At 71.0% G+C, this 21110-nt stretch carries 21 protein-coding genes; 13 read left to right on the forward strand and 8 right to left on the reverse strand.

Features of this window, described 5'->3' with window-relative positions; all coding sequences use genetic code 11:
* Positions 1-29: 29 nt before the first annotated feature.
* Both OEY_RS0106650 and OEY_RS0106655 read left to right on the forward strand, forming a co-directional pair.
* Positions 30-1130: an NAD(P)-binding domain-containing protein gene (locus tag OEY_RS0106650; protein WP_010593113.1), complete on the forward strand. Its 1101-nt coding sequence runs from the start codon at positions 30-32 to the stop codon at positions 1128-1130.
* Positions 1127-2191 carry a S1C family serine protease gene (locus OEY_RS0106655; RefSeq protein ID WP_010593114.1) on the forward strand — a complete coding sequence of 355 codons (1065 nt, stop codon included), beginning with the start codon at positions 1127-1129 and terminating at the stop codon, positions 2189-2191. Before OEY_RS0106650 ends, OEY_RS0106655 begins: the two co-directional genes overlap by 4 nt.
* A 76-nt stretch (positions 2192-2267) precedes the next feature.
* Here the strand turns inward: OEY_RS0106655 and OEY_RS0106660 are convergent, their stop codons facing one another.
* Positions 2268-2774, reverse strand: a complete 507-nt coding sequence (locus tag OEY_RS0106660) for a pyridoxamine 5'-phosphate oxidase family protein (RefSeq protein ID WP_010593115.1) — start codon at positions 2772-2774, stop codon at positions 2268-2270.
* A gap of 177 nt (positions 2775-2951) precedes the next feature.
* Positions 2952-3776, reverse strand: a complete 825-nt coding sequence (locus OEY_RS0106665) for an aldo/keto reductase (RefSeq protein ID WP_010593116.1) — start codon at positions 3774-3776, stop codon at positions 2952-2954.
* Positions 3777-3862: 86 nt separating this feature from the next.
* Here OEY_RS0106665 and OEY_RS0106670 point away from each other — a divergent pair, with 86 nt between their 5' ends.
* The 8 genes from OEY_RS0106670 to OEY_RS0106705 all read left to right on the forward strand — a co-directional run bounded on the left by OEY_RS0106670 (position 3863) and on the right by OEY_RS0106705 (position 12511).
* Positions 3863-5500 (forward strand): ABC-F family ATP-binding cassette domain-containing protein, encoded by a 1638-nt coding sequence (locus OEY_RS0106670; protein WP_010593117.1) that lies wholly within the window; start codon positions 3863-3865, stop codon positions 5498-5500.
* The gene (locus OEY_RS0106675) at positions 5497-5871 is read left to right on the forward strand and encodes an RNA-binding S4 domain-containing protein (protein WP_010593118.1); all 375 of its coding nucleotides are present in this window, start codon (positions 5497-5499) and stop codon (positions 5869-5871) included. The genes OEY_RS0106670 and OEY_RS0106675 overlap by 4 nt, the downstream gene beginning before the upstream one ends.
* 113 nt (positions 5872-5984) lie before the next feature.
* Positions 5985-6275, forward strand: a complete 291-nt coding sequence (locus OEY_RS0106680; protein WP_010593119.1) for a helix-turn-helix transcriptional regulator — start codon at positions 5985-5987, stop codon at positions 6273-6275.
* Complete coding sequence (locus OEY_RS0106685) at positions 6272-6817, forward strand: hypothetical protein (RefSeq protein ID WP_010593120.1); 546 nt, start codon at positions 6272-6274, stop codon at positions 6815-6817. The genes OEY_RS0106680 and OEY_RS0106685 overlap by 4 nt, the downstream gene beginning before the upstream one ends.
* A gap of 33 nt (positions 6818-6850) precedes the next feature.
* Entirely contained in the window at positions 6851-7741 is an 891-nt protein-coding gene (locus OEY_RS0106690) for an ABC transporter ATP-binding protein (RefSeq protein WP_010593121.1), read from the forward strand.
* Complete coding sequence (locus OEY_RS0106695; protein WP_010593122.1) at positions 7738-8928, forward strand: ABC transporter permease; 1191 nt, start codon at positions 7738-7740, stop codon at positions 8926-8928. The genes OEY_RS0106690 and OEY_RS0106695 overlap by 4 nt, the downstream gene beginning before the upstream one ends.
* A gap of 60 nt (positions 8929-8988) precedes the next feature.
* A complete protein-coding gene (locus OEY_RS0106700) occupies positions 8989-10491 on the forward strand; it encodes a carboxyl transferase domain-containing protein (RefSeq protein WP_010593123.1) in 1503 nt (500 codons plus the stop codon).
* Between the two features lie 127 nt (positions 10492-10618).
* The gene (locus OEY_RS0106705) at positions 10619-12511 is read left to right on the forward strand and encodes a propionyl-CoA synthetase (RefSeq protein ID WP_010593124.1); all 1893 of its coding nucleotides are present in this window, start codon (positions 10619-10621) and stop codon (positions 12509-12511) included.
* A 34-nt stretch (positions 12512-12545) separates the two neighbouring features.
* Here the strand turns inward: OEY_RS0106705 and OEY_RS0106710 are convergent, their stop codons facing one another.
* The 3 genes from OEY_RS0106710 to OEY_RS0106720 form a co-directional block, all read right to left on the reverse strand.
* Positions 12546-13439 (reverse strand): hypothetical protein, encoded by an 894-nt coding sequence (locus OEY_RS0106710; RefSeq protein ID WP_010593125.1) that lies wholly within the window; start codon positions 13437-13439, stop codon positions 12546-12548.
* Between the two features lie 157 nt (positions 13440-13596).
* On the reverse strand, positions 13597-13836 hold the full coding sequence (locus tag OEY_RS0106715; protein ID WP_010593126.1) for a DUF3618 domain-containing protein: 240 nt from the start codon (positions 13834-13836) through the stop codon (positions 13597-13599).
* The gene (locus OEY_RS0106720) at positions 13833-15377 is read right to left on the reverse strand and encodes a YhjD/YihY/BrkB family envelope integrity protein (RefSeq protein ID WP_010593127.1); all 1545 of its coding nucleotides are present in this window, start codon (positions 15375-15377) and stop codon (positions 13833-13835) included. The genes OEY_RS0106715 and OEY_RS0106720 overlap by 4 nt, the downstream gene beginning before the upstream one ends.
* Before the next feature lie 114 nt (positions 15378-15491).
* Here OEY_RS0106720 and OEY_RS0106725 point away from each other — a divergent pair, with 114 nt between their 5' ends.
* Positions 15492-16244 carry a pyrimidine reductase family protein gene (locus OEY_RS0106725; protein ID WP_010593128.1) on the forward strand — a complete coding sequence of 251 codons (753 nt, stop codon included), beginning with the start codon at positions 15492-15494 and terminating at the stop codon, positions 16242-16244.
* Here OEY_RS0106725 and OEY_RS0106730 read toward each other — a convergent pair.
* A complete protein-coding gene (locus OEY_RS0106730) occupies positions 16219-17259 on the reverse strand; it encodes a carboxylate-amine ligase (RefSeq protein ID WP_010593129.1) in 1041 nt (346 codons plus the stop codon). The genes OEY_RS0106725 and OEY_RS0106730 overlap by 26 nt on opposite strands.
* A gap of 80 nt (positions 17260-17339) precedes the next feature.
* Here OEY_RS0106730 and OEY_RS0106735 point away from each other — a divergent pair, with 80 nt between their 5' ends.
* Positions 17340-17828: a CinA family protein gene (locus OEY_RS0106735; RefSeq protein WP_010593130.1), complete on the forward strand. Its 489-nt coding sequence runs from the start codon at positions 17340-17342 to the stop codon at positions 17826-17828.
* Here OEY_RS0106735 and OEY_RS0106740 read toward each other — a convergent pair.
* On the reverse strand, positions 17797-18411 hold the full coding sequence (locus OEY_RS0106740) for a TetR/AcrR family transcriptional regulator (protein ID WP_010593131.1): 615 nt from the start codon (positions 18409-18411) through the stop codon (positions 17797-17799). The two genes, OEY_RS0106735 and OEY_RS0106740, sit on opposite strands and share 32 nt — an antisense overlap.
* A gap of 81 nt (positions 18412-18492) precedes the next feature.
* On the opposite strand from OEY_RS0106740, the gene OEY_RS0106745 reads away from it, so the two are divergent.
* Positions 18493-19080, forward strand: coding sequence for a dihydrofolate reductase family protein (locus tag OEY_RS0106745; RefSeq protein ID WP_010593132.1), 588 nt, complete (start codon positions 18493-18495; stop codon positions 19078-19080).
* 35 nt (positions 19081-19115) lie between these two features.
* Here OEY_RS0106745 and OEY_RS0106750 read toward each other — a convergent pair whose 3' ends face one another.
* Positions 19116-20915: an acyl-CoA dehydrogenase gene (locus OEY_RS0106750; protein WP_010593133.1), complete on the reverse strand. Its 1800-nt coding sequence runs from the start codon at positions 20913-20915 to the stop codon at positions 19116-19118.
* Positions 20916-21110: the final 195 nt, after the last annotated feature.

The following is a 21110-nucleotide window of genomic DNA, read 5'->3' on the forward strand; positions in this document are numbered from 1 at the left end:
AAGACGGACCCACGGAAGGGAGAGCGGTGATGACGACGGACACACCGGCCACCACCGTCGACGTCGTCGTGATCGGCGCGGGTCAGGCCGGGCTGTCCACCGCCTACTTCCTGCGACGATTCGGCATCGAACCGCAGTCCGGGTTCGTCGTCCTGGACCGGTCGTTCGGCCCCGGCGGCGCATGGCAGCAGCGGTGGCCCTCCCTGACACTGAGCACCGTCAACGGAGTGCACGACCTGCCGGGGTGGCCGTTCTCCGAGGCGGTCGACACCACCGCAGGACAGGTCCCGGCCTCCTCCGCGGTGCCCGAGTACTACCGCGCCTACGCGGCGCGCTTTCACCTGCCGGTGCACCGCCCCGTCCAGGTCGGCGTGGTGTGCGACCGCGGCGAGCGCCTGCGGGTGGAGACCGACCACGGGGTGTATTCCGCCCGCGGGCTGGTCAACGCCACCGGCACGTGGGAACACCCCTTCGTGCCCTGGTACCCGGGGGCGATGCGCTTCCGCGGACGACAGCTGCACACCCGGGACTACCGCAGCGCCGACGAGTTCGCCGGCCGGCACGTCCTCGTCGTCGGGGGCGGCATCTCGGCGGTGCAGCTGCTCGACGAGATCTCCCGCGTCACCGACACCACCTGGGTCACCCGCCGCGAACCTGCTTGGCGTGACGAGGATTTCACGCCGGAGCTCGGGCGGTCCGCCGTCGCACTCGTCGAGGACCGGGTCCGGCGGGGCCTGCCGCCCGGATCGGTGGTGTCGGTGACCGGTCTGCCGGTCACGCCCGCGATCCGCGCGGCGCGTGAACGCGGCGCACTCGACCGCCTCCCGATGTTCGACGAGATCACCGAGACCGGCGTCCGATGGTCCGACGGCACCACGCTCGACGTGGACGTCATCCTCTGGTGCACCGGTTTTCGCAGTTCCCTCGACCACCTCGCCCCCCTCGGCCTGCGCAATCCCGGCGGCGGCATCACCATGACGGGCAAGCTGGCGACGCAGGTCGCCGCGGACCCGCGGATCCATCTCGTCGGATACGGGCCCTCGGCGTCGACCATCGGCGCGAACCGCGCCGGTCGCGCCGCCGCCCGCGAACTCGTCGACCACCTCGCGGCCACCGCGCCGGGGCCGTGATCCGCCGCCTCGGCGCCGTTCTGGCGATGGTGGCCGCCGGCCTGGTGCTCACCGCACCGGCGACGGTCGAGATCGCTGTGCCGCCACCACCGCCCGCGGCGCCCGCTCTGCCGATCGTGCCGCCGACGGCGGAGGAGGTTTCGGAACGGATCGCTCCGGCCGTCGTCACCCTCACCGCGAACCGCGGCTGGCGCGGCATCTCGGGCACCGGCATCGTCCTCACGGCCGACGGCACGGTGCTCACCAACCACCATGTCGTCACCGGAGCCACCGACATCAGCGCGGTGAGCCCCCACACCGGCGCGAGCTACGACGTCGCGGTGCTCGGCTACGACTCCACCCTCGACATCGCCGTACTGCAACTCGGCTCCGCCGCCGGTCTGCCCGTCGCGGCCGTGACCGAGACGCCCCTTCCCCAACCGGGCTCGCCCGTGACGGCCTTCGGCAACGCGGACGGCGGCGGCGTCGTCGTGCCGGCACCCGGCACGATCGTCGCCGTCGACAAGACGGTGTCGGTGCGCGACTCGATGGACGGATCGCTACGTCGGTTGCGCGGAATGCTGCAGGTCAGCGCGGCGATCCGGCCCGGAGACTCCGGTGGCCCGCTCGTCGACGCGTTCGGCACCGTCGTGGGGGTCAACACCGCCGGGGCGGTCGAACCGGACCCGGCCGCCGTCCCCGACCCACCCGAGGCGTACGCAGTGCCCATCGGAACCGCCCTCGACGTGGTGGACCAGGTCCGTACCGGGACGAGCGCGGGGACGGTACACGTCGGCCCGACCCCGCTGCTCGGCGTGAGCGTCACCACCGACCGGACCGGCAACGAGGAAACGGGCGCCGAAGTGCTGTGGGTCGGCTACGGCACCCCCGCCGCCGGCACCGGCCTCGAGATCGGCGACGTCATCGTCGCGTTCGACGGGCGCCCCGTCTCGACCACGGTGGACCTCGAGGACATGCTGATGGCGCGCCGTCCGGGCGACAGCGTGGAGATCGGCTGGCTCGACGTCACCGGCCGGCACCGCACCGCCCGCGTCGTCCTGGACGTCGGCCCGCCGCGCTGACCCCCGAACCCCTTTGGCCGAATGTCACATTCAGTCGATCACATCGACCGGATGTGACATTCGGCCCACGGGCAGCTCAGGCGAACCGGTGCGTGGTCTGGCCGAACGGGCCCTTGGCGAAGACGAGCACCTTGCTCGGCACGACGCGGAAGACCCAGCCCGGATCGTCCACCGGACCGACGGCGTCACCGTGGACCTCGAAACGCCACTGCTGGCCGTACTTGACGTAGTACGCCTCGGCGACGGCGTGTAGCGCGTCGCCGTCGGTGACCCGGTGGGCGCGGCCCTCGACGACGACGTCCGTGCCGGCCGCCCAGGTCGCGACACCCGTGGTGACCGCGACGGCATCGTTGTGCCGCAGGTTGTGGGTCTTCTGCTCACCCGGACCCGTGCAGAAGACGAATCCGCCCGCATGCCACAGTCCGATCAGCGGCGTCACATGCGGGACGCCGTCGCGCCGGACCGTGCTGAGCCAGTACAGCTGTGCGGACTCGAGCAGCTCCTCGGTGTCGGACCACGGCAGGGGCGGCTCCCCGTCGTCCCCGAAACGCGCATCGACGGTGGTGGTGACCGGTGTACTCACGACGACTCCTCTCCCGGCTCCGGCCGGAGCCCGTATCGATACGGACCGGCCGGACCGGGAGAACTCATCGTGCAGGCCGCACGTGCAGGCCGAACGCGGTGACCGAATGTCACATTGCGTCGATCAGATCGAACGCGTGTCACATTCGGTCACCACCACCACCGCCGCCGCCGCCGATCAGGAGAACGTGCTGGGGTCGCCGCCGATGCGGCCGCTGTCGTCGTGCAGCCCGCGGATCCGGTCGAGGTCGTCCGCGGTCAGCTCGAAGCCGAAGACGTCGAAGTTGCTCGCGATGCGCTCGGGGGTGACGGACTTGGGGATGACGATGTTGCCGAGCTGGATGTGCCAGCGCAGGATCACCTGCGCGACGCTGCGGCCGTGAGCCTGCGCGATCGAGGTCAGCGTGGGGTCGTCGAGCACGGTGCCCTGGCCGAGGGGACTCCACGCCTCCGTGGCGATGCCCTTGCCGGTGTGGTAGGCCCGCAGCTCGGCCTGGTCGAACCGCGGATGCAGCTCGATCTGGTTGACGGCCGGGACCTCGCCGACGGTGTCGATCAGCCGGTCGAGGTCCTCGATCCGGAAGTTGGAGACACCGATCGAACGGGCCCGGCCTTCGGCCTTGATCTTCTGGAAGGCGCGGAAGGTGTCGATGTAGCGGTCCTGGCCCGGTGCCGGCCAGTGGATCAGGTACAGGTCGACGTAGTCGAGGCCGAGCCGAGCGAGGCTCGTGTCGAAGGCGCGCAGCGTCGAGTCGTAGCCCTGGTCGCTGTTCCACAGCTTGGTGGTGACGAACAGCTCGTCGCGGGGGACGCCCGAGTCGCGCAGCGCGCGGCCCGTGCCCGCCTCGTTGCCGTAGATCGCCGCGGTGTCGATGCTGCGGTAGCCCACCCGCAGCGCCTCGGTCACCGCGTCGTAGCTCTGCTCGTCCTCGACCTGCCACAGGCCGAAGCCGAGCTGCGGAATCGTGTTGCCGTCGTTGAGGGTGATCGTGGGAACGGTCATGATCGACGCAACCGGATCCGGCCGCCCGGTGTTCCCCGCATCCCACCATCCGGAAACCCCGCGGCGGGCGTGGGGATAATCGAGAGGTGACTGCAACACTGCGCATCAGCGGCCTGTCCGCCTCCCGGGGCGAACGCACCCTGTTCACCGACCTGAACCTGACCGTCGCGCCCGGCGACGTGATCGGTCTGGTCGGCGCGAACGGCGCAGGCAAGTCCACCCTGCTCGCGACGCTCGCCGGGGTCGGCACCGCCGACGTCACCGGCACGGTCGCGTTCGGTCCGCCCGACGCCACGGTCGGGTATCTCGCCCAGGAACCCGAGCGCGTCCCGGGCGAGACGATCCTCGGCTTCCTCGGCCGTCGAACGGGTGTCACCGCGGCCGAGCACGCGATGAACGCGGCGGCCGAGGCGCTGGGGAGCACCGACGTCGACGACTACACCCCCGCCCTGGAGCGGTGGCTCGCGCTCGGCGGCGCGGATCTCGCCGAACGCGCCGAGAAGGTCGTCGCCGACCTGGGCCTCGACGTCGGGCTGGACGCGCCCATGACGGGGCTGTCGGGAGGGCAGGCGGCGCGGGCCGGGCTGGCGGCCCTGCTGCTCTCGCGGTACGACGTGCTGCTGCTCGACGAGCCCACCAACGACCTCGATCTGGCCGGGCTCGATCAGCTCGAGCGGTTCGTCGCCGAGACCCGCACCGCGCTGATGGTGATCAGCCACGATCGCGAGTTCCTGGCCCGCACGGTCACCGGGATCGTCGAACTGGATCCGGTCCAGCAACAGATCGCGGTGTACGACGGCGGCTACGAGGCGTACCTGGTCGAGCGGGAGGTGGCACGGCGGCACGCCCGCGAGACGTACGAGGAGTACGCGGACACCAAGCAGGAGCTCGAGGATCGCGCCCGGATGCAACGCAACTGGCTCGAGCACGGGGTTCGCAACGCCCGGCGCAAGTCCAAGGACAACGACAAGGTCGGCAGGAAGTTCCGCGCCGAGGCCACCGAGAAGCAGGCGGCGAAGGCGCGGCAGACGCAGCGCCGCATCGAGCGCCTCGACGTGGTCGAGGAACCGCGCAAGGAGTGGGAGCTGCGCATGTCGATCGCCGCGGCACCGCGCAGCGGCACGGTGGTGGCCACCCTCGACGGCGCCTGCGTCGACCGCGGCGACTTCGTGCTCGGGCCCGTCACCACGCAGGTGCAGTGGGGCGACCGGATCGTTCTCACCGGCCCGAACGGCGCCGGGAAGACGACCCTGCTACGCACGCTGCTGGGCCGCATCCGCCCCGACGCCGGCACCGCGACCCTCGGGTCGGGCGTGAAGATCGGCGAGGTCGACCAGGCACGCGCGCTGTTCGAGGGCGACGAGCCGCTCGTCGACGCGTTCGCCGCGCAGGTGCCGGACTGGCCGGACGCGGACGTGCGGACGCTGCTCGCCAAGTTCGGGCTCAGGGGTCACCACGTGCTGCGGTCCGCGTCGTCCCTGTCGCCGGGGGAACGCACCCGGGCCGGACTCGCCCTGCTCCAGGCCCGCGGGGTGAACCTGCTGGTGCTCGACGAACCGACGAACCATCTGGACCTGCCCGCGATCGAGCAGCTCGAGCAGGCCGTCGACAGCTTCGAGGGCACGCTGATGCTGGTCACCCACGACCGCCGGATGCTTGCGACCACCCGTTCGACCCGCCGATGGCACCTCGACGGCGGGCGGCTGACGGAGGAACCGGCATGACGCCGGGCAGTGTGCGGGTGGACAGCTGGACCTGGGCGGTACGCCTGTTCAAGACGCGCTCCGCGGCTGCGGCCGCGTGCCGGGGCGGGCACGTACGGGTCAACGACACCCCCGCGAAGCCGTCGCAGGCGGTGAAGGTCGGCGACGAGGTGCGGGTCCGGGTCGCCGGGGCGGAACGGATCGTGCGGGTGACGCAGCTGCTCACCAAGCGGGTGGGTGCACCGATCGCAGCACAGGCCTACGAGGACCACAGTCCCCCACCCCCGCCCAAGGAGATCCTCGCCTCCCTCCCCCGCCGCGACCGCGGCACGGGCCGGCCCACCAAGCGGGACCGGCGCGAGATCGACCGGCTCCGCGGGCTGCTCGAGTAGCCTCACCCGTTTCGGACATCGGCGAACCTACCGAGAGTTGTCGATGTCCGTTTCGCGCGCTCCCCCGCGACCCCCACTTGACGAAACATTGGGTTTTTACAACAATTCGTTGTATGAGCCCGGTACGTCGGGGGGAAACCCTGCCGATCCACAACCGCATCCGCGTCCTGCGCGCGGAACGCGGAATGAGCCGCGCGCAACTCGCGGAACTCGTCGAGGTCAATCCCCAGACCGTCGGCGCCCTCGAACGCGGCGACCACTACCCGAGCCTCGACCTCGCCTTCCGCATCTGCGACGTCTTCGGCCTCCCGGTCGAAGCCGTGTTCTCCCGCACCGAGTTCGGGCCGCTGTCCACCGAGGTGTACCGAATCCGCACCGCAACCGAAGGACGTGACGCACAGTGACCGAGATGCCCGTCCACGATGCCACTCTCCTCGAACGGTACGAGGCCTACCGCACCCGGCGCTTCCTGAGGAACGAGGGGAAGTTCCGGAACATGTTGCCGCGCTGGCGCACTCGACGACGCCGTCGCATCCTCGTCGTGGCCCTCGCCGCCACGTTCGTCCTCATGTTCACCGTGGGCGTGCTGTGCCACTTCTTCGAACGGGGACCACTGCTGTGGCTGCCGGCGTGCCTGGCGTTCTTCCCCCTGTGGATCTCACTGCAGATCGTCTCCGGCAGGCAGGGCGACGCCCCGCGCGCGGCACTCGACGAACGAGAGATCCAGGAACGCAACAGTGCTCGCTCGATCGCCCTGACCGTGACCCAGTCGCTGGTGATGATTCCGGTGCTCTATCTCGTCGTCGGCAGCGTACAGACCGACGGCATGCATCCCAGGATGGCCTATGCGGGCGGGCTCATGACGCTGACCGCGACGCTGATCGGCGGGTGCCTGCCCGCGATGATCCTCGCCTGGAACAGTCCCGATCCCGACGAAACCGACTGACGCAGAGAACGACCCGAGGAAGACGGAGGAAACGTGACGCTCACGATCAACGGTGTCTCGAAACGATACGGCGACGTCGTCGCACTCGACGACGTCACCTTCGATGTGCGACCCGGGGAGTTGTTCGGCTTCGTCGGCAGCAACGGCGCCGGGAAGACCACCACCATGCGGATCGTCCTCGGTGTCCTCGCCGCCGACTCCGGCGAGGTGCGGCTCGGCGGCCGGCCCGTCGACCTCGACGTGCGCCGCACCATCGGGTACATGCCGGAGGAACGCGGGCTGTACCCGAAGATGAAGGTCGGAGCGCAACTGTCGTACCTTGCTCGCCTGCACGGACTGTCACGATCCGAGGCCGACGCCGCCGTCGCACGATGGACGGGCCGGCTGGGCATCGCCGAGCGCGTGGACGACGCCGTCGACGCGCTCTCCCTCGGCAACCAGCAGCGGGTCCAGCTCGCGGCCGCCCTGGTGCACGATCCGAAGGTGCTGGTCCTCGACGAGCCGTTCTCGGGCCTGGACCCCGTCGCCGTCGACGTCATGAGCGACGTGCTGATCGAGAAGGCCGAAACCGGAGTGCCGGTGATCTTCTCGAGCCACCAACTCGACCTCGTGCAGCGGCTCTGCCACCGGGTCGGGATCATCTCCAAGGGAACGATGCGCGCCGTCGGCACCGTCGACGAGCTGCGCGGCCACGGCGCGGCCCGGCTCGAGGTGCACGCCCCGCACGCCCCCGAGGGCTGGGCCGCCGACCTGCCCGGCGTCACCACCGTCGCCCACGGCGGTGGCCGCACCGTTCTGCTGCTCGGGAAGGGCGCCGACGACCAGCAGATCCTCCGGGCCGCCCTCGCCACCGGTCCCGTGCACGAATTCTCCGTCCATCGCCCGACGCTGACCGACCTGTTCCGAGAGGTGGTGGCCGCGTGAGCGCCCCGCTGAGTCCCGTCCACGCCGTGGCCCTGGTGGCCCGCCGCGAGTTCCTCACCCAGGTCCGCAAGAAGAGCTTCCTGATCAGCAACGCGATCGTCCTGCTCGCCATCGTCGGCGGCATCGTCGCCGTGTCGCTGTTCGCCGGCGACGACGAAGCCGCCACCGTCGGCGTCGTCGGCGACCCGGCGCTCGGCGCAACGATCAGCGCGATCGGGGACGCCACCGGCAGCTCCGTCGACGTCTCCGAGGTCCCCGACGCCGGGGACGGTCGCGACCGGGTGCGCGACGGCGAACTCGACGTCGCGCTGATCCCGGGCCCGGGAGGTTCGGTCACGGCCGTCGCCGAATCGGAGATCGATCCGGCCCTGCGCGCGACGATCGACACGGCCGTCGCGCAGCAGGCCCAGGTCGACGCCCTCACCGCGCGCGGCGTCGACCCGTCGGCGCTGGCGGCGGACACCGCCCGCGCCACCGTGACCGTCGAAGCGCTCGATCCCCCGGACCCGGAGCAGGGGCAGCGCACCACCCTGGCGATCGCCGCGGTCGTGCTGCTGTACATGCAGATCATGATGTTCGGCATGTACGTGGCGATGGGCGTGGTCGAGGAGAAGTCGTCGCGCGTGGTGGAACTGCTGCTGTCGACGCTGCGCCCGCTGCAGCTGCTGTGGGGCAAGATCGTCGGCATCGGCGCCGTGGGGCTGCTGCAACTCACCGCATACGGAGTGGCCGGGGTCGGTGCCGGTCTCGCGACCGGGACGCTCACCGTGACCGGCACGGCCCTGGGCACGCTCGCCGGCACCCTGGGCTGGTTCGTCCTCGGGTTCGCGTTCTTCGCGGTCCTCTACGCCGCTGCCGGGTCGATGGTGTCCCGGCAGGAGGACGTGAACGCCACGGCGTCGCCGCTGATGGTGCTCATCGTCGCGATGTTCTTCGCGGCCTTCTCCTCGGTCGACGACCCCGAGTCGACGTGGAGCACCGTGCTGAGCTGGATCCCGCCGTTCTCGGCGATCCTGATGCCGCTGCGCATCGCTGCCGGCGTGGCGACACCGCTGCAGATCGTCGGCACCATCGTGCTGATGCTGCTCGTGACCGCCGCCCTGAGCGTGCTCGGGGCGCGGATCTACCGCCGGTCCATCCTGCGCATCGGCCGCGTCGTCACGTGGAAGGAAGCCGTGGGCGCGTAGCGGCGGTGTGTCCTTCGGGAGGCTGGAGGCGCCCGAAGGACACACCGCTAGGGTCGTGCCATGGCCCCCAGGATCTCGGCGCAGGAGTTCATCGACAGCGTGCTCGACACAGGCAGCTTCCACTCCTGGGACACCGCCCCCGTCGACGTGCACCCCGACGAGCAGTACCGTGCGGAGCTCGAGGCCGCGGCGGCGAAGTCCGGGGTGGACGAGTCCGTGATCACCGGCGTCGGAACCGTGCACGGCCGGCGCATCGCGGTGATCGCCTGCGAGTTCGCCTTTCTCGCCGGATCGATCGGGGTGGCGGCGGCCGAGCGCATCGTCCTCGCCGTGGAACGCGCCACGCGGGAGAAGCTGCCGCTGCTCGCCTCCCCCACGTCCGGCGGCACCCGGATGCAGGAGGGCACCCTCGCGTTCGTGCAGATGGTCAAGATCGCAGCGGCCGTCACCGCCCACAAGGCCGCGCACCTCGGCTATCTCGTGTACCTGCGCAACCCCACCACCGGCGGGGTGTTCGCCTCGTGGGGTTCGCTCGGGCACGTCACCGCCGCCGAACCCGGTGCCCTCGTCGGTTTCCTGGGACCCCGCGTCTATCAGGCGCTCTACCACGAGGACTTCCCGGAGGGCGTGCAGACCGCCGAGAACCTGTCCCAGAAGGGCGTGATCGACGGGGTGGTGCCCCTCGCCGCGGTCCGCCAGCTCGTGCACCGGATGCTCCGCGTGCTCACCGAGCCGACGACCGTCGACGCGTCGGCGGGTCCCGCGGTCACCTCCGCCGCCGCCGTGCCCGACGTTCCGGCGTGGCAGTCGGTGATGCTCTCCCGCCGGCGGGATCGTCCCGGCATCCGGCAGTTGCTGCGGCATGCGGCATCCGCGCAGGTTCCGCTGTCGGGCACCGGGCAGGGCGAGTCCGACCGCACCGTGCTGGTCTCGCTCGCCCGGTTCCGCGGCGCGTCGTGCGTGCTGTTCGGTCAGGACCGCAGCGGCCAGTCCGCGGCCCGGACGATGGGTCCGGGCGCGCTGCGTGAGGCGCGGCGCGCGATGCGGCTGGCCGACGAGCTCCGCCTTCCGCTGGTGCTGGTGATCGACACGCTCGGAGCCTCGTTGTCGAAGGAGGCAGAGGAGCGCGGACTCGCGCCGGAGATCGCCCGCTGCCTGGCCGACCTGGTGACTCTGCCGACCCCTACGGTGTCGGTGCTCCTCGGACAGGGCACCGGCGGCGGCGCCCTGGCGCTGCTGCCCGCCGACCGGGTGCTGTGCGCCCAGAACGGCTGGCTCGCCCCGCTGCCGCCCGAAGGCGCCAGCGCGATCGTGCACCGCGACACCGCGCACGCCCCGCAGATGGCAGCGGCCCAGGGCATCCGCTCCCGGGATCTGCTGCGCGACGGTGTCGTCGACGGTGTGATCCCCGAGTTCCCCGACGCCGCGGAGGAGCCCACCGAGTTCGCCAAACGCGTCGGGGCCGCCGTCGCCCGCGAACTCGGCGTGCTGGTCGGTCAGGACGCGACGCTGCGGTACCGGCGGCGGCTCGAGCGCTACCGGAAGCTGGGCCTGCCCCGGTAGCTGCCACCCCGCTCACCGACGCCGAGGCGCCGCCCGGCGCACCGGCCGAACGGGCAGTGCCTTCCGGCGGGGAATCTCGAATAGGGTGGTCGGCGTCACAAGCTGTGGTCAGAGAGGATGCGAATCGATGAGCTCGTACGCGGAGGCCTTCCGGCAGAGCGTGGAGGATCCCGAGGGATTCTGGCTCGAGGCGGCCCGCGCCGTGGACTGGGTGGCCGCGCCGACGCGGGCCCTCGACGGCTCGCAGGCACCGTCGTTCCGCTGGTTCCCCGACGCCACGCTCAACACCAGCTTCAACGCCCTCGACCGGCACGTGCAGGCCGGGCACGGCGACCGGCCCGCTCTGATCTGGGATTCGGCGATGGTCCCCGCCAAGCACACCTACACCTACGCCGAGCTGCTGGACGAGGTCGCGGCATTCGCCGGGGTGCTGCGCGATCAGGGCGTCGTCGCCGGGGATCGCGTCGTGATCTACATGCCGATGATCCCGGAGGCGGCGATCGCGATGCTCGCGTGCGCCCGCATCGGCGCCGTGCACTCGGTGGTGTTCGGCGGGTTCGCCGCCAAGGAGCTCGCCACCCGCATCGACGACGCCCGGCCCGTTCTGCTCGTCACCGCCTCCGGCGGACTCGAACCGGGTCGCACCGTCGAATACCTGCCGATGGTCGACCAGGCGCTGTCGCTGTCGCAGACCCCGCCGCACACCGTGATCGTCAAGAACCGGGAGATGATCCCGGGCACGGCGGCCGACTACAAGACCTCCCTGGCCACGTGGTTCGACTGGGACGAGCTCGTCGCCGACGCGGCCCCCGCCGAACCGGTGACCGTCGCCGCCACCGACCCGCTGTACATCCTCTACACCTCCGGCACCACGGGGAAGCCGAAGGGCGTGGTGCGCGACAACGGCGGGCACGCGGTGGCCCTGACCTGGTCGATGCGCAACATCTACGACATCTCCCCCGGCGACGTGTGGTGGACGGCCTCCGACGTGGGCTGGGTCGTCGGCCACTCGTACATCGTCTACGGCCCGCTGCTGATCGGCGCGACCACCGTGATGTACGAGGGCAAACCGGTGGGCACGCCGGATGCCGGTGCGTTCTGGCGGATCATCAACGAGAACGACGTCGTCGCGTTGTTCACCGCCCCCACCGCGATCCGCGCGGTCCGCAAGGCGGACCCCGAGGCGAAGGAGCTGGAGAACTACGACATCTCCTCCCTGCGGACGCTGTTCGCGGCGGGCGAGCGGCTCGACCCGGACACCTACGAGTGGGCGACGAAGGTGCTCGACCGGCCCGTCGTCGATCACTGGTGGCAGACCGAGACCGGATGGGCGATCGCGGCGAACCTGCGCGGACTCGAGCCCCTGCCGATCAAGGCCGGCTCGCCGACGGTGCCGGTGCCCGGCTACCGCCTCGACATCGTCGACGCGGAGGGTAAGCCGGTCGGACCGAACACCGAGGGCAACATCGTGATCGCGCTGCCGCTGCCGCCGGGCACCCTGACCGGACTGTGGCAGGACGAGGACCGCTACCGGCGCTCGTACCTGGAGACGTTCCCGGGCTACTACCTCACCGGCGATTCCGGCTACGTCGACGAGGACGGCTACGTGTTCGTCCTGGGCAGGTCGGACGACGTCATCAACGTCGCCGGTCACCGCCTGTCGACCGGAAGCATGGAGGCCGTCGTCGCGTCGCATCCGGCCGTCGCCGAGTGCGCGGTCGTCGGCATCCGCGACGAGCTCAAGGGTCAGCGGCCGTCCGGTTACGTGGTGCTCAAGTCCGGTGTCGAGATCGATCCGGAGACGCTGCGGCAGGAACTCGTGGCGATGGTGCGCGAGCAGATCGGCGCGGTGGCGACGTTCCGGGACGTCACCGTGGTGCAGGCCCTGCCGAAGACCCGCTCCGGCAAGATCCTCCGCAAGACGATGCGGCAGATCGCCGACCACGAGCAGTACACGGTGCCGTCGACGATCGAGGACCCGTCGGTGCTCGAGGCGCTCGAGCAGCAACTGCGCGGATAACCGCTCGCCCGCCGGTCATCCGCTTTTCCGATCGTCACAGCGGATGACTGGGGGCCGAGCGGCTGCGATGGACGGCTCGCCGGAGTCGCTCCACGACCACGTCGAACCGGAACAGTTCCGGCCACGTCCACCGCACCACCTGCAGCCCCAGGTCACGCAGCGCGTCCTCGCGGTGCTTCTCTGCGCGCACGTCGTCGACGGTGCCGTACTTGACCATCCCGTCGAATTCGCCGACGAGGCCCCACTGCTCCCAGAAGAAGTCGACGCGCGCGACGAACACACCGCCCGGGGTGTGGATCGTCCGCTGCAGGACCGGGACCGGGAGACCCGCGTCGCGCAGGCGCAGCCGGCTCAGGGACTCGCCGGGGCTTTCGCTCCGGGCGTCGAGGAACCCGACGACGCGTCGCGCCGCGGCGATCCCCGCGCGCGGCGCGTCGAAGTGAGCTCGGAAGTCGAGGTCGGGATATCGGCGCAGCGCGCTGTCCCCGACGACGACGGCCTCCTCCACGGGCAGCGTTCGCGCCAGGTCGACGACGGTGCGCGCCGGTGAGGTGACCCGCACGCCGTCGAGCTGCACGACGTCGCCGCCGAGCACCGCCGCGTGCACGTAGCGCGTTGGGCCCCGGCGCCCACCGGCGGAGCGCCCGTTGGTGGTGTGGATCAGAGCGAGATCGGTCTGCCACACGTCGAATTCGTGCAGGACCGCCGCGGAGATGTGGCTGATCGCGGCGGCCGGACGGAGTCCGGTGCCGACGGTCCGCGCCAGCAGTCGGTGCCGCCCGACGTCGTCGAGGAGCTGCACGCCGTCGGCGTCGAGATACACGCCCGGGGTCAGGCGCTGGAGTTCCCCGCGTCGCACCGCGCGCCGCAGCTCGGCGTCGGTGTGTCCCGCGGCCAGTGCGGAACGTCGCAGCAATGGTTCGGTCACCGCTTCAGCGTGCCGCGACGGTGACGGGAACGGGCCGCTCGTGCCACCGAACGGCCGAATCTGTGGATGGAACGCCCGCCTGTGGACAACACCCGCTTCGCACACAGTCATCCGCTGCGACCGTCGTCGCAGCGGATGACTGTGTAGTGAGCGGATGTCAGCGTCGGCGACGGCGCCGCACCACCGCCCGCACCGCGAGCGCGGCCACCACGCTGCCGACGACAGCGGCGACGATCTGCGGTTTCTCGGCAGCGGTCTGCTTGGCGGCTTCGACCTTCTCGTGGGCGGCGGCCTTGGTGCGTGCCGGCACGTCCACGCGCTGCGCGAGTTCGTCGACGGTTGCGGCGAGCTCGGCGCGCTGCTGCTCGACGGACGGTACGGGTTCGGGACCGGTCATCGCACATGCTCCTTCACGGTGTTCACGTCCTTGCGGACACTCTCCGCCGTCTCGCTGGGCACCGGTGGGGCCGAGTTCTTGGCCCGCGACGCGCCGACAGCGGCCAGGGTGCCGCCGACCGCCAGGACGATCAACGAGACGATCAACGCGGCCAGCCACGGGGAGAGCACGGTGGCGAGCCCCAGGATCGCGGTCGCGATGAGGGCGCCGACGCCGAGGTAGATCAACATCAGCCCGGCGCCGGCGACGCCGACGCCCACGCCGACGCGGGTACCCTTGGCTTTCACCTCGTCGAGGGCGTGGGTGACCTCGGTGCGCACGAGGGTCGGCACCTGAATGCTGAGCCGCTCGATCAGTTGCGCGGTGGACAGTTCGCTCGGGTCCGTGGCACTGTGCGTGCCGCCGGGGGACGCGGTCATCGTCGAGTCCTTTCCGTGTCGTGCGACGTCTGGGGCCGGTCTGTCGCCCTCCGCATCGTCGGCGCCTTCGCGGCCCGACGCGGCGTGCGCGAGCCGGAGTTCGCGGCCGCGCTCGATGTCTTCCTGCCGCTTCTCCTCGTTCTTCTCGATGTTGCGGGTGTCCCGGGGCGGCAGCTGCAGCGTCTCCTCCGCCTCGATACCGGCCTGCAACTGACGTCCGCGCTCGAGCTCGGCGTCGAACTCCGCGCCGAACAGCAGCGCGAGGTTGGTGATCCACAACCACAGGAGGAAGACGATCGCGCCGGCGAGCGAGCCGTACGTCTTGTTGTAGCTACCGAAGTTGGAAACGTAGAAGGCGAACGCGAGGGACGCCACGATCCACGTGACGATCGCGATGGTCGCGCCCATGCTGATCCAGCGGAACTTGGGCTGCGACACGTTCGGCGTCGCGTAATACAGAACCGCGATGATCATGATCACGAGCAGCAGGATGACCGGCCACTTCGCGATGTTCCAGATCATCACCGAAGTCTCGCCGAGCCCGATCACGTCTCCCACGGCCCGGGCGATGGGACCGCTGACGACGAGCATGAGCGCCGTCGCGCCCATTGCGATCAGGGCGAGCGCGGTGATGAGGAGCATCCAGGGCCGCAACTTCCAGATCGGTCGCCCCTCCTCGATCTCGTAGATGCGGTTCATGGCCCGGCCGAACGCACCGACGTAGCCGGAGGCCGACCACAGGGCGCCGGCGATACCGAGGATCAGAGCCAGGCCCGCGGTCGGTGCCTGCACCAACTGTTCGACGGGGCCGCGCAGCGTGTTCACCGCGTCGGTGGGCCCGAGGTCCTCGACCAGTTGCAGCACCGTGTCCACCGTCGTCCCCCCCTGGCCGAACACGCCGAGGAGCGACACGACCACGAGGAGAGCGGGGAACAGCGACAGGACGGCGTAGTAGGTGAGGCCGGCGGCGAGGTCGGTGCACTGATCGTGACTGAACTCGCGAGCGGTCTTGCGCAGCACGTACTTCCACGACGGTGTGGTCAGGTCGGTCGGCGAGTCGGGCTTGCGCGAATCGTCGGCCGGGGCCTCCGACCCGTCGCGGACCCGGTGATCTGCGGTCATGGTTCCCGATGTACCCGTGGCACGGACGGACCAAACGCCACGGCCGGCACGCGACCGCCGCCGGTGCGGTGTGCCGGGCCCCCGGACCGCGGCGGAGCGTGGTGTGATCGAGCGATGCGGCGCCTCGACGATCCGACCTGCCCGGCCCGTCCACTCGACGACGACGAGCTGCGGGCCCTCTACGCCTACCCGCCGGACCTGTCCTCCCCGTGGCTGCGGGTGAACTTCGTGTCGTCCCTCGACGGTGCCGTCGCCGTGGAGGGACGCTCGGGTGGGCTCGGCACGCCGTCGGACAAGAAGGTGTTCGGTCTGTTGCGGGCGCTGGCCGAGGTGATCGTCGTCGGCGCGGGCACGGTCCGCAGCGAGAACTACGGCGGCGCCCGCACGAGCGGGGGACTGCGCGCGCGCCGCGCCGAGGCGGGGCTGCCGGAGATTCCGCCGGTCGCGGTCGTCACCGCGACGTGCGACCTCGACCCCGACTGCCGCTTGTTCACCGACACCACCGTCGCGCCGGTCGTCCTCACGTGCGAGACGGCACCGGAGGAACGCCGCCGGGCCCTCGCCGCCGCCGGTGCGGACGTGCGACTGGTCGCCGAGCACTCGATCGACGGGCACGCGGTGCGGGACGCCCTCTCGGCGGCGGGCTGGAGTCGTGCGCTGTGCGAGGGCGGGCCACGGCTGTTCGGTCAGCTGATCGCCGACGGCGTGGTCGACGACCTGTGCCTGACGTTGGCGCCGCTGCTCGCCGCCGGCCCGGCGGGCCGGATCGCCACCGCCCCGCGGACGGCGCCGACGTCGATGCGGCCCGCCCACATCCTCGCCGACGACGACGGCACCGTGCTCACGCGGTGGGTACGCGGGACGTGACAGGCAGGAGTGTGCGCACCACGTCGAGGTCACCGTGGGTCCGCAGCACCGGTGCGACGCGGTCCAGCAGACGGGTGAGCAGGTCCCGAGCCGGGATCCGGGCGCCGGTGTGCACATCCACCGCCGGACCCTCGAGACCGTACCGGGCGGCACTCCACACCGCCGCCGCACCGACCTCCGGTTCGACGGCCTGCGCCTCGACACCACGGCGCAGATCGTCGAGCGCCGCGCCGACCAGACCCCGGACCAGGGCGGCCTGCACGACCGTGCCGTCCACCGTGGCCGCGGTGTCGGCCGCGCGGATCTCCACCGTCGGCACGTGCACCGACGGCCGGGCAAGCCAGAAGGTCATCCGCGAGTCGAGCAGCACCCCGGCGCCGACCAGGCGTGCGACAAGGTCCGCGGCGTGCTGGGCCGAACGCAGGTACGGGGGCAGGCCGAAACCGGGAAACCGGCTCTGTTGCACGATGCGCCAGCTCGCGTATCCCGTGTCACGCCCGTCGTGCCGCCGGGAGTTGGCCCCGAGCGCGACGAGGGTGGGCAGCCACGGGGTCAGATGGTTCACCACGGCGGCCGCGGTGTCCCGGTCGGCGACGCCGACGTGCACGTGGCAGCCGCAGGCATGGTAGTCGTCGACCAGCGCGCGGTACCGGTCGGCGATGGCGGCCCGGCGCCCCGTCCCGACGACGGTGCCGGGGCCGGCGTCGCGTTCGGGCACCCCGGTGGCGGCAATGCGCATCCCGCAGCGGAGGGCGGCACCGTGGAGGGCGGACCGGGACGCGGTCAGCTGGGCCCGCAGGTCGTCGAGGGTTCGGCACACCCCGCCCACCGCCTCGATCTGGGTCGGGTGCAACTCGCCGACGAAGTTCACCCCGGGCACCTGCGGAAGCTGTTCGTACAGGGCGTCGAACCCCGGTGTGGGACGGCCCGACGCCGGGTCCACGAGCAGGAACTCCTCCTCCACGCCCATGGTGACGCCGTCGCCCGGATCCGGGCGGGAGGTTTCGGAGTTCATGGTTGCGGGCTACCCGTTGCCGCCGGCGACGACACGCCGGCCGGTACAGTCCGGACAGCATCCGGCGGAAGGAGTTCCCCATGCCCGACGACGTTCCCGAAGGTTCGGCGCGGTCCAGCGCCACCGCGGAGCGGATCGGCGGACTCGCCGCCGACCGCGGCCTGACCGTCGCGTGCGCCGAGTCGCTCACCTCCGGCGCCCTGGCCGCGCGGCTCGGCGCGGCGCCGGGCAGCGCCGAGTGGTTCCGGGGCGGGGTCGTCGCCTACTCGCGGGACGTGAAGCACTCGCTGCTGCGGGTGCCGGAGGGTCCGGTGGTGTGCGAGTCCGCGGCGCGCGCCATGGCCGAGTCGACGGTCGACCTGCTCGGTGCCGACGTCGCGGTGGCGGTGACGGGCGCGGGCGGCCCGGACAGCCAGGACGGGCAGGAGCCGGGGACGGTGTGGTTCGGGGTGGCCGGGCGCGGGCCTACGCACGCCGAGGAGAAGTTCTTCCCGGGCGAGCCCGAGGAGGTGCTGGCCGAGACGGTCTTCCATGCGCTCACTCTGCTCGCGGAGCGGGTGGGGCGCTGAGGGGGCCGGTGCCCGGCCGGGCGAGCAGCCGGGTGACGAGCGCGGTGACGAGTTGGTCCGGGGTGGCGTCGGCGCCGATCGAGGTGGTCAGCAGATCCAGCAGGAGCCCGTCGATCGCGAAGTGCAGCAGGGCGACGTCGAGCGCGGTGGCGGGTAGTCCTGCCGCGTCGTTGAACTCGACGTCGAGCCGGTAGTTGCGGGAGAGCGTCGCGCCGAGCACCTCGGCGAGTCCGGGACTTCGGCGGGATTCGAGGCGCAGTTCCATCAGGGCGACGGTCAGGTCCGGCTGGGCGGTCGTGCGCTCGACGAGGTAGCGCATGTAGTCGACGTAGAGGTCGACATCCGGAGTCCGGCCGGCGAGCGACTCGAGCCGGTCCGGCTCGGGGGCGAGCCGCTCGAAGATCCGCGCGCCGAGGGCGCCGAGGAGTTCGTCCCGTGTCGGAAAGTAGTTCGCGCAGGTGCCCAGGGGCACCCCGGCTTCCCGGTCGACGGCGCGGTGGGTCAGCTTGCGGGCACCGTCCGCGCCGAGTACGCGCAGACCGGCGTCCGCGAGCTGGGCTCGGCGCTCCGGATTCGCTGCCACGGAAAAACCCTAGCACCGAACACAACACCTGTTGTAGTTTGACCACCACAGGTGTTGTAGTCGACGACGCGAGGAGCTTCCGTGCGAAAACTGACCTACTACGTGGCGACCACGCTCGACGGCTTCATCGCCGACCCGGCCGGGGGCTACGACTTCTTCCCCCTCGAAGGTGACCACGCGCACTACCAGGTGCAGGAGTTCCCCGAGACGATCCCGACGCCCGCCCGCGGGTCGCTCGGCATCGAGGGGCCGCCGAAACACTTCGACGCCGTCGTGATGGGCCGGCGCACGTGGGAGCCGGCCCGGGACGCCGGCTGGACGAGCGGCTACCGGCACCTGCAGCAGTACGTGTTCACCACGACGATGACGCAGGCGCCGGACGAGACGGTGACCCTCGTCGCGACCGACCCGCTCGAGTACGTGCGCGACCTCAAACAGCAAGACGGGCTGGGCATCTGGCTCTGCGGCGGCGGTTCGCTCGCCGGCGCGCTGCTGCCCGCGATCGACGAGCTGGTGCTCAAGGTCCACCCGATCGTCGCCGGGGACGGAATCCCGTTGTTCCGGCACGGTTTCGAGCCGCACCGCTTCGACCGTCTCGAGACGAGAACCTTCGACAGCGGAGTGACGGTGTGCCGCTTCGCGGCCGGTGTGCCTTTTGGGCGGTCCTGACCGCCCAAAAGGCACACCGGCGGCGCAGCCGCCTCCTAGAACCAGGTGGGCAGTACGTCGAGCGTGGTTCGGTCGAGGCTGTCGAGCAGATCGAACTGCGGACCGGTCTTCGGCAGTTCGAATGCGAAGAAGTACCGGGCGGCGGCGCGCTTACCGTCGTAGAAGTCGCCCTCCCGGGACCCGGCCGCGAGGAGCTGCTCGAGCCACATCCACGCGACGACCACGTGCCCGACGGCCTCGAGGTACACCGACGAATTGGCCAGCGCCAGTTCGGGATCGCCGGTCCCCCACAGCCGGGCGGTGGCGGCGCCCACCCGCGTCACCGCCGCCTGCAACTGCTCGGCGTAGCGAGCGGCGTCGCCGCCGGCCTGCGTGCCACGCGCGACGGTGCGTCCGATCGTCTCGCCGAGCAGCGCCAGCCCCGCCCCGCCCTGCATGACCACCTTGCGCCCGAGCAGGTCCAGCCCCTGGATGCCGTGCGTGCCTTCGTGAATGGGGTTGAGGCGGTTGTCCCGGTAGTACTGCTCGACGTCGAACTCGCGGGTGTAGCCGTAACCCCCGTGCACCTGGATCGCCAGGCTGTTCGCCTCGAGGCACCACTGCGACGGCCAGGACTTCGCGACGGGTGTGAGCATGTCCAGCAACAGCCCGGCTCGGGCGCGCGCGTCCTCGTCCTCGGCGGTCTGCTGCTCGTCGACGAGCTGCGAGCAGTACAGCCCCAGCGCCAGTGCGCCCTCGACGTAGGCCTTCTGGGCGAGCAGCATCCGGCGTACGTCGGCGTGCTCGATCAGCGGTACGGGCTGGGACGACGGGTCCTTGTCGCCGAGGGGGCGGCCCTGGGTGCGGGTGCGGGCGTACTCGAGGGACTGCAGGTAGCCGGCGTAGCCGAGCGAGGTGGCGAGGAATCCCACGCCGATGCGGGCCTCGTTCATCATGTGGAACATGTACGACAGGCCCTTGTGCGGCTCGCCGAGCAGGTAGCCGACGGCGCCGGCGCGGCCCGCGGGGGTGAAGGTGCCGTCGCCGAAGTTCAGCAGCGTGTTGGTGGTGCCGCGGTTGCCCATCTTGTGGTTGAGGCCGACGAGGGCGACGTCGTTGCGCTCACCGAGCTGCCCGTCCGCGCCGACGAGGATCTTCGGGACGATGAACAGCGAGATGCCCTTGACCCCCGCCGGGCCGCCGGGGATCTTCGCGAGCACGAGGTGGACGATGTTCTCGGACAGTTCGTGGTCGCCGCCGGAGATCCACATCTTGGTGCCGGTGAGCCGGTAGCTGCCGTCGTCCTGCGGCACGGCCCTGGTGGTGATGTCCGCCAGCGACGAGCCGGCCTGCGGCTCGGACAGGCACATGGTGCCGAAGAACCGGCCCTCGAGCAGCGACGGCACGTACGTGGCGATCTGCTCCTCGCTGCCGTGGGTGGCGATGAGGTTGGCGTTGCCGACGGTGAGGAACGGATACGACGAGGTGCCTGCGTTGGCGGCCTGGAACCAGGCCATCGCCGCCCGCAGCACGGTGACCGGCAACTGCATGCCGCCGAGTTCCTCGTCGAAGGAGGAGCCGATGAGCCCGGCCTTGGCGAACAGCTCCAGGGCCGCTTTGACCTCGGGGATGATCTCGACCCTGCCGTCGGCGCCGATCCGAGGCTCCTGGGCGTCCGCCTTCTTGTTGTGCGGCGCGAAGTGCTTGGTAGCCAAGTCCGCACTGAGGTCGAGGACGGCGTCGAACGTCTCCCGCGAGTGCTCGGCGAACCGGCCGCGTGCGGTGAGCGACTCGACGTCCAGCCATTCGTAGAGCAGGAAGTCGAGGTCACGCCGGGACAGGACGGGAGCGGGCATGGAGGTTCCTTTCACAGGGCCGCAGATTCACTAAGCGCTCACTTAGTAGAGCAACGACGGTGCATGATGTCAACGGACCAGCACGGCGACGGAGAGAACCCAGCATGATCGACACGCCCATCACCGACGACCTCGCCGGCATCTTCACCGAGGTCGAATCCGACGTCGCGCGTCGTCTCATCGGCTCCGCCGCGG

This window comes from Rhodococcus sp. P14 (genome assembly GCF_000256505.1).
Taxonomy (GTDB): Bacteria; Actinomycetota; Actinomycetes; order Mycobacteriales; family Mycobacteriaceae; genus Rhodococcus; species Rhodococcus ruber.

What these genes read in the sequence shown, in the direction of transcription:
- OEY_RS0106650 (WP_010593113.1), top strand. Translation starts at nt 30, where the DNA reads ATGACGACGGACACACCGGCCACCACCGTCGACGTCGTCGTGATCGGC.
- OEY_RS0106665 (WP_010593116.1), bottom strand. Translation starts at nt 3,776, where the DNA reads ATGACCGTTCCCACGATCACCCTCAACGACGGCAACACGATTCCGCAG.
- OEY_RS0106675 (WP_010593118.1), top strand. Translation starts at nt 5,497, where the DNA reads ATGACGCCGGGCAGTGTGCGGGTGGACAGCTGGACCTGGGCGGTACGC.
- OEY_RS0106680 (WP_010593119.1), top strand. Translation starts at nt 5,985, where the DNA reads ATGAGCCCGGTACGTCGGGGGGAAACCCTGCCGATCCACAACCGCATC.
- OEY_RS0106700 (WP_010593123.1), top strand. Translation starts at nt 8,989, where the DNA reads ATGGCCCCCAGGATCTCGGCGCAGGAGTTCATCGACAGCGTGCTCGAC.
- OEY_RS0106705 (WP_010593124.1), top strand. Translation starts at nt 10,619, where the DNA reads ATGAGCTCGTACGCGGAGGCCTTCCGGCAGAGCGTGGAGGATCCCGAG.
- OEY_RS0106715 (WP_010593126.1), bottom strand. Translation starts at nt 13,836, where the DNA reads ATGACCGGTCCCGAACCCGTACCGTCCGTCGAGCAGCAGCGCGCCGAG.
- OEY_RS0106720 (WP_010593127.1), bottom strand. Translation starts at nt 15,377, where the DNA reads ATGACCGCAGATCACCGGGTCCGCGACGGGTCGGAGGCCCCGGCCGAC.
- OEY_RS0106725 (WP_010593128.1), top strand. Translation starts at nt 15,492, where the DNA reads ATGCGGCGCCTCGACGATCCGACCTGCCCGGCCCGTCCACTCGACGAC.
- OEY_RS0106730 (WP_010593129.1), bottom strand. Translation starts at nt 17,259, where the DNA reads ATGAACTCCGAAACCTCCCGCCCGGATCCGGGCGACGGCGTCACCATG.
- OEY_RS0106735 (WP_010593130.1), top strand. Translation starts at nt 17,340, where the DNA reads ATGCCCGACGACGTTCCCGAAGGTTCGGCGCGGTCCAGCGCCACCGCG.
- OEY_RS0106750 (WP_010593133.1), bottom strand. Translation starts at nt 20,915, where the DNA reads ATGCCCGCTCCCGTCCTGTCCCGGCGTGACCTCGACTTCCTGCTCTAC.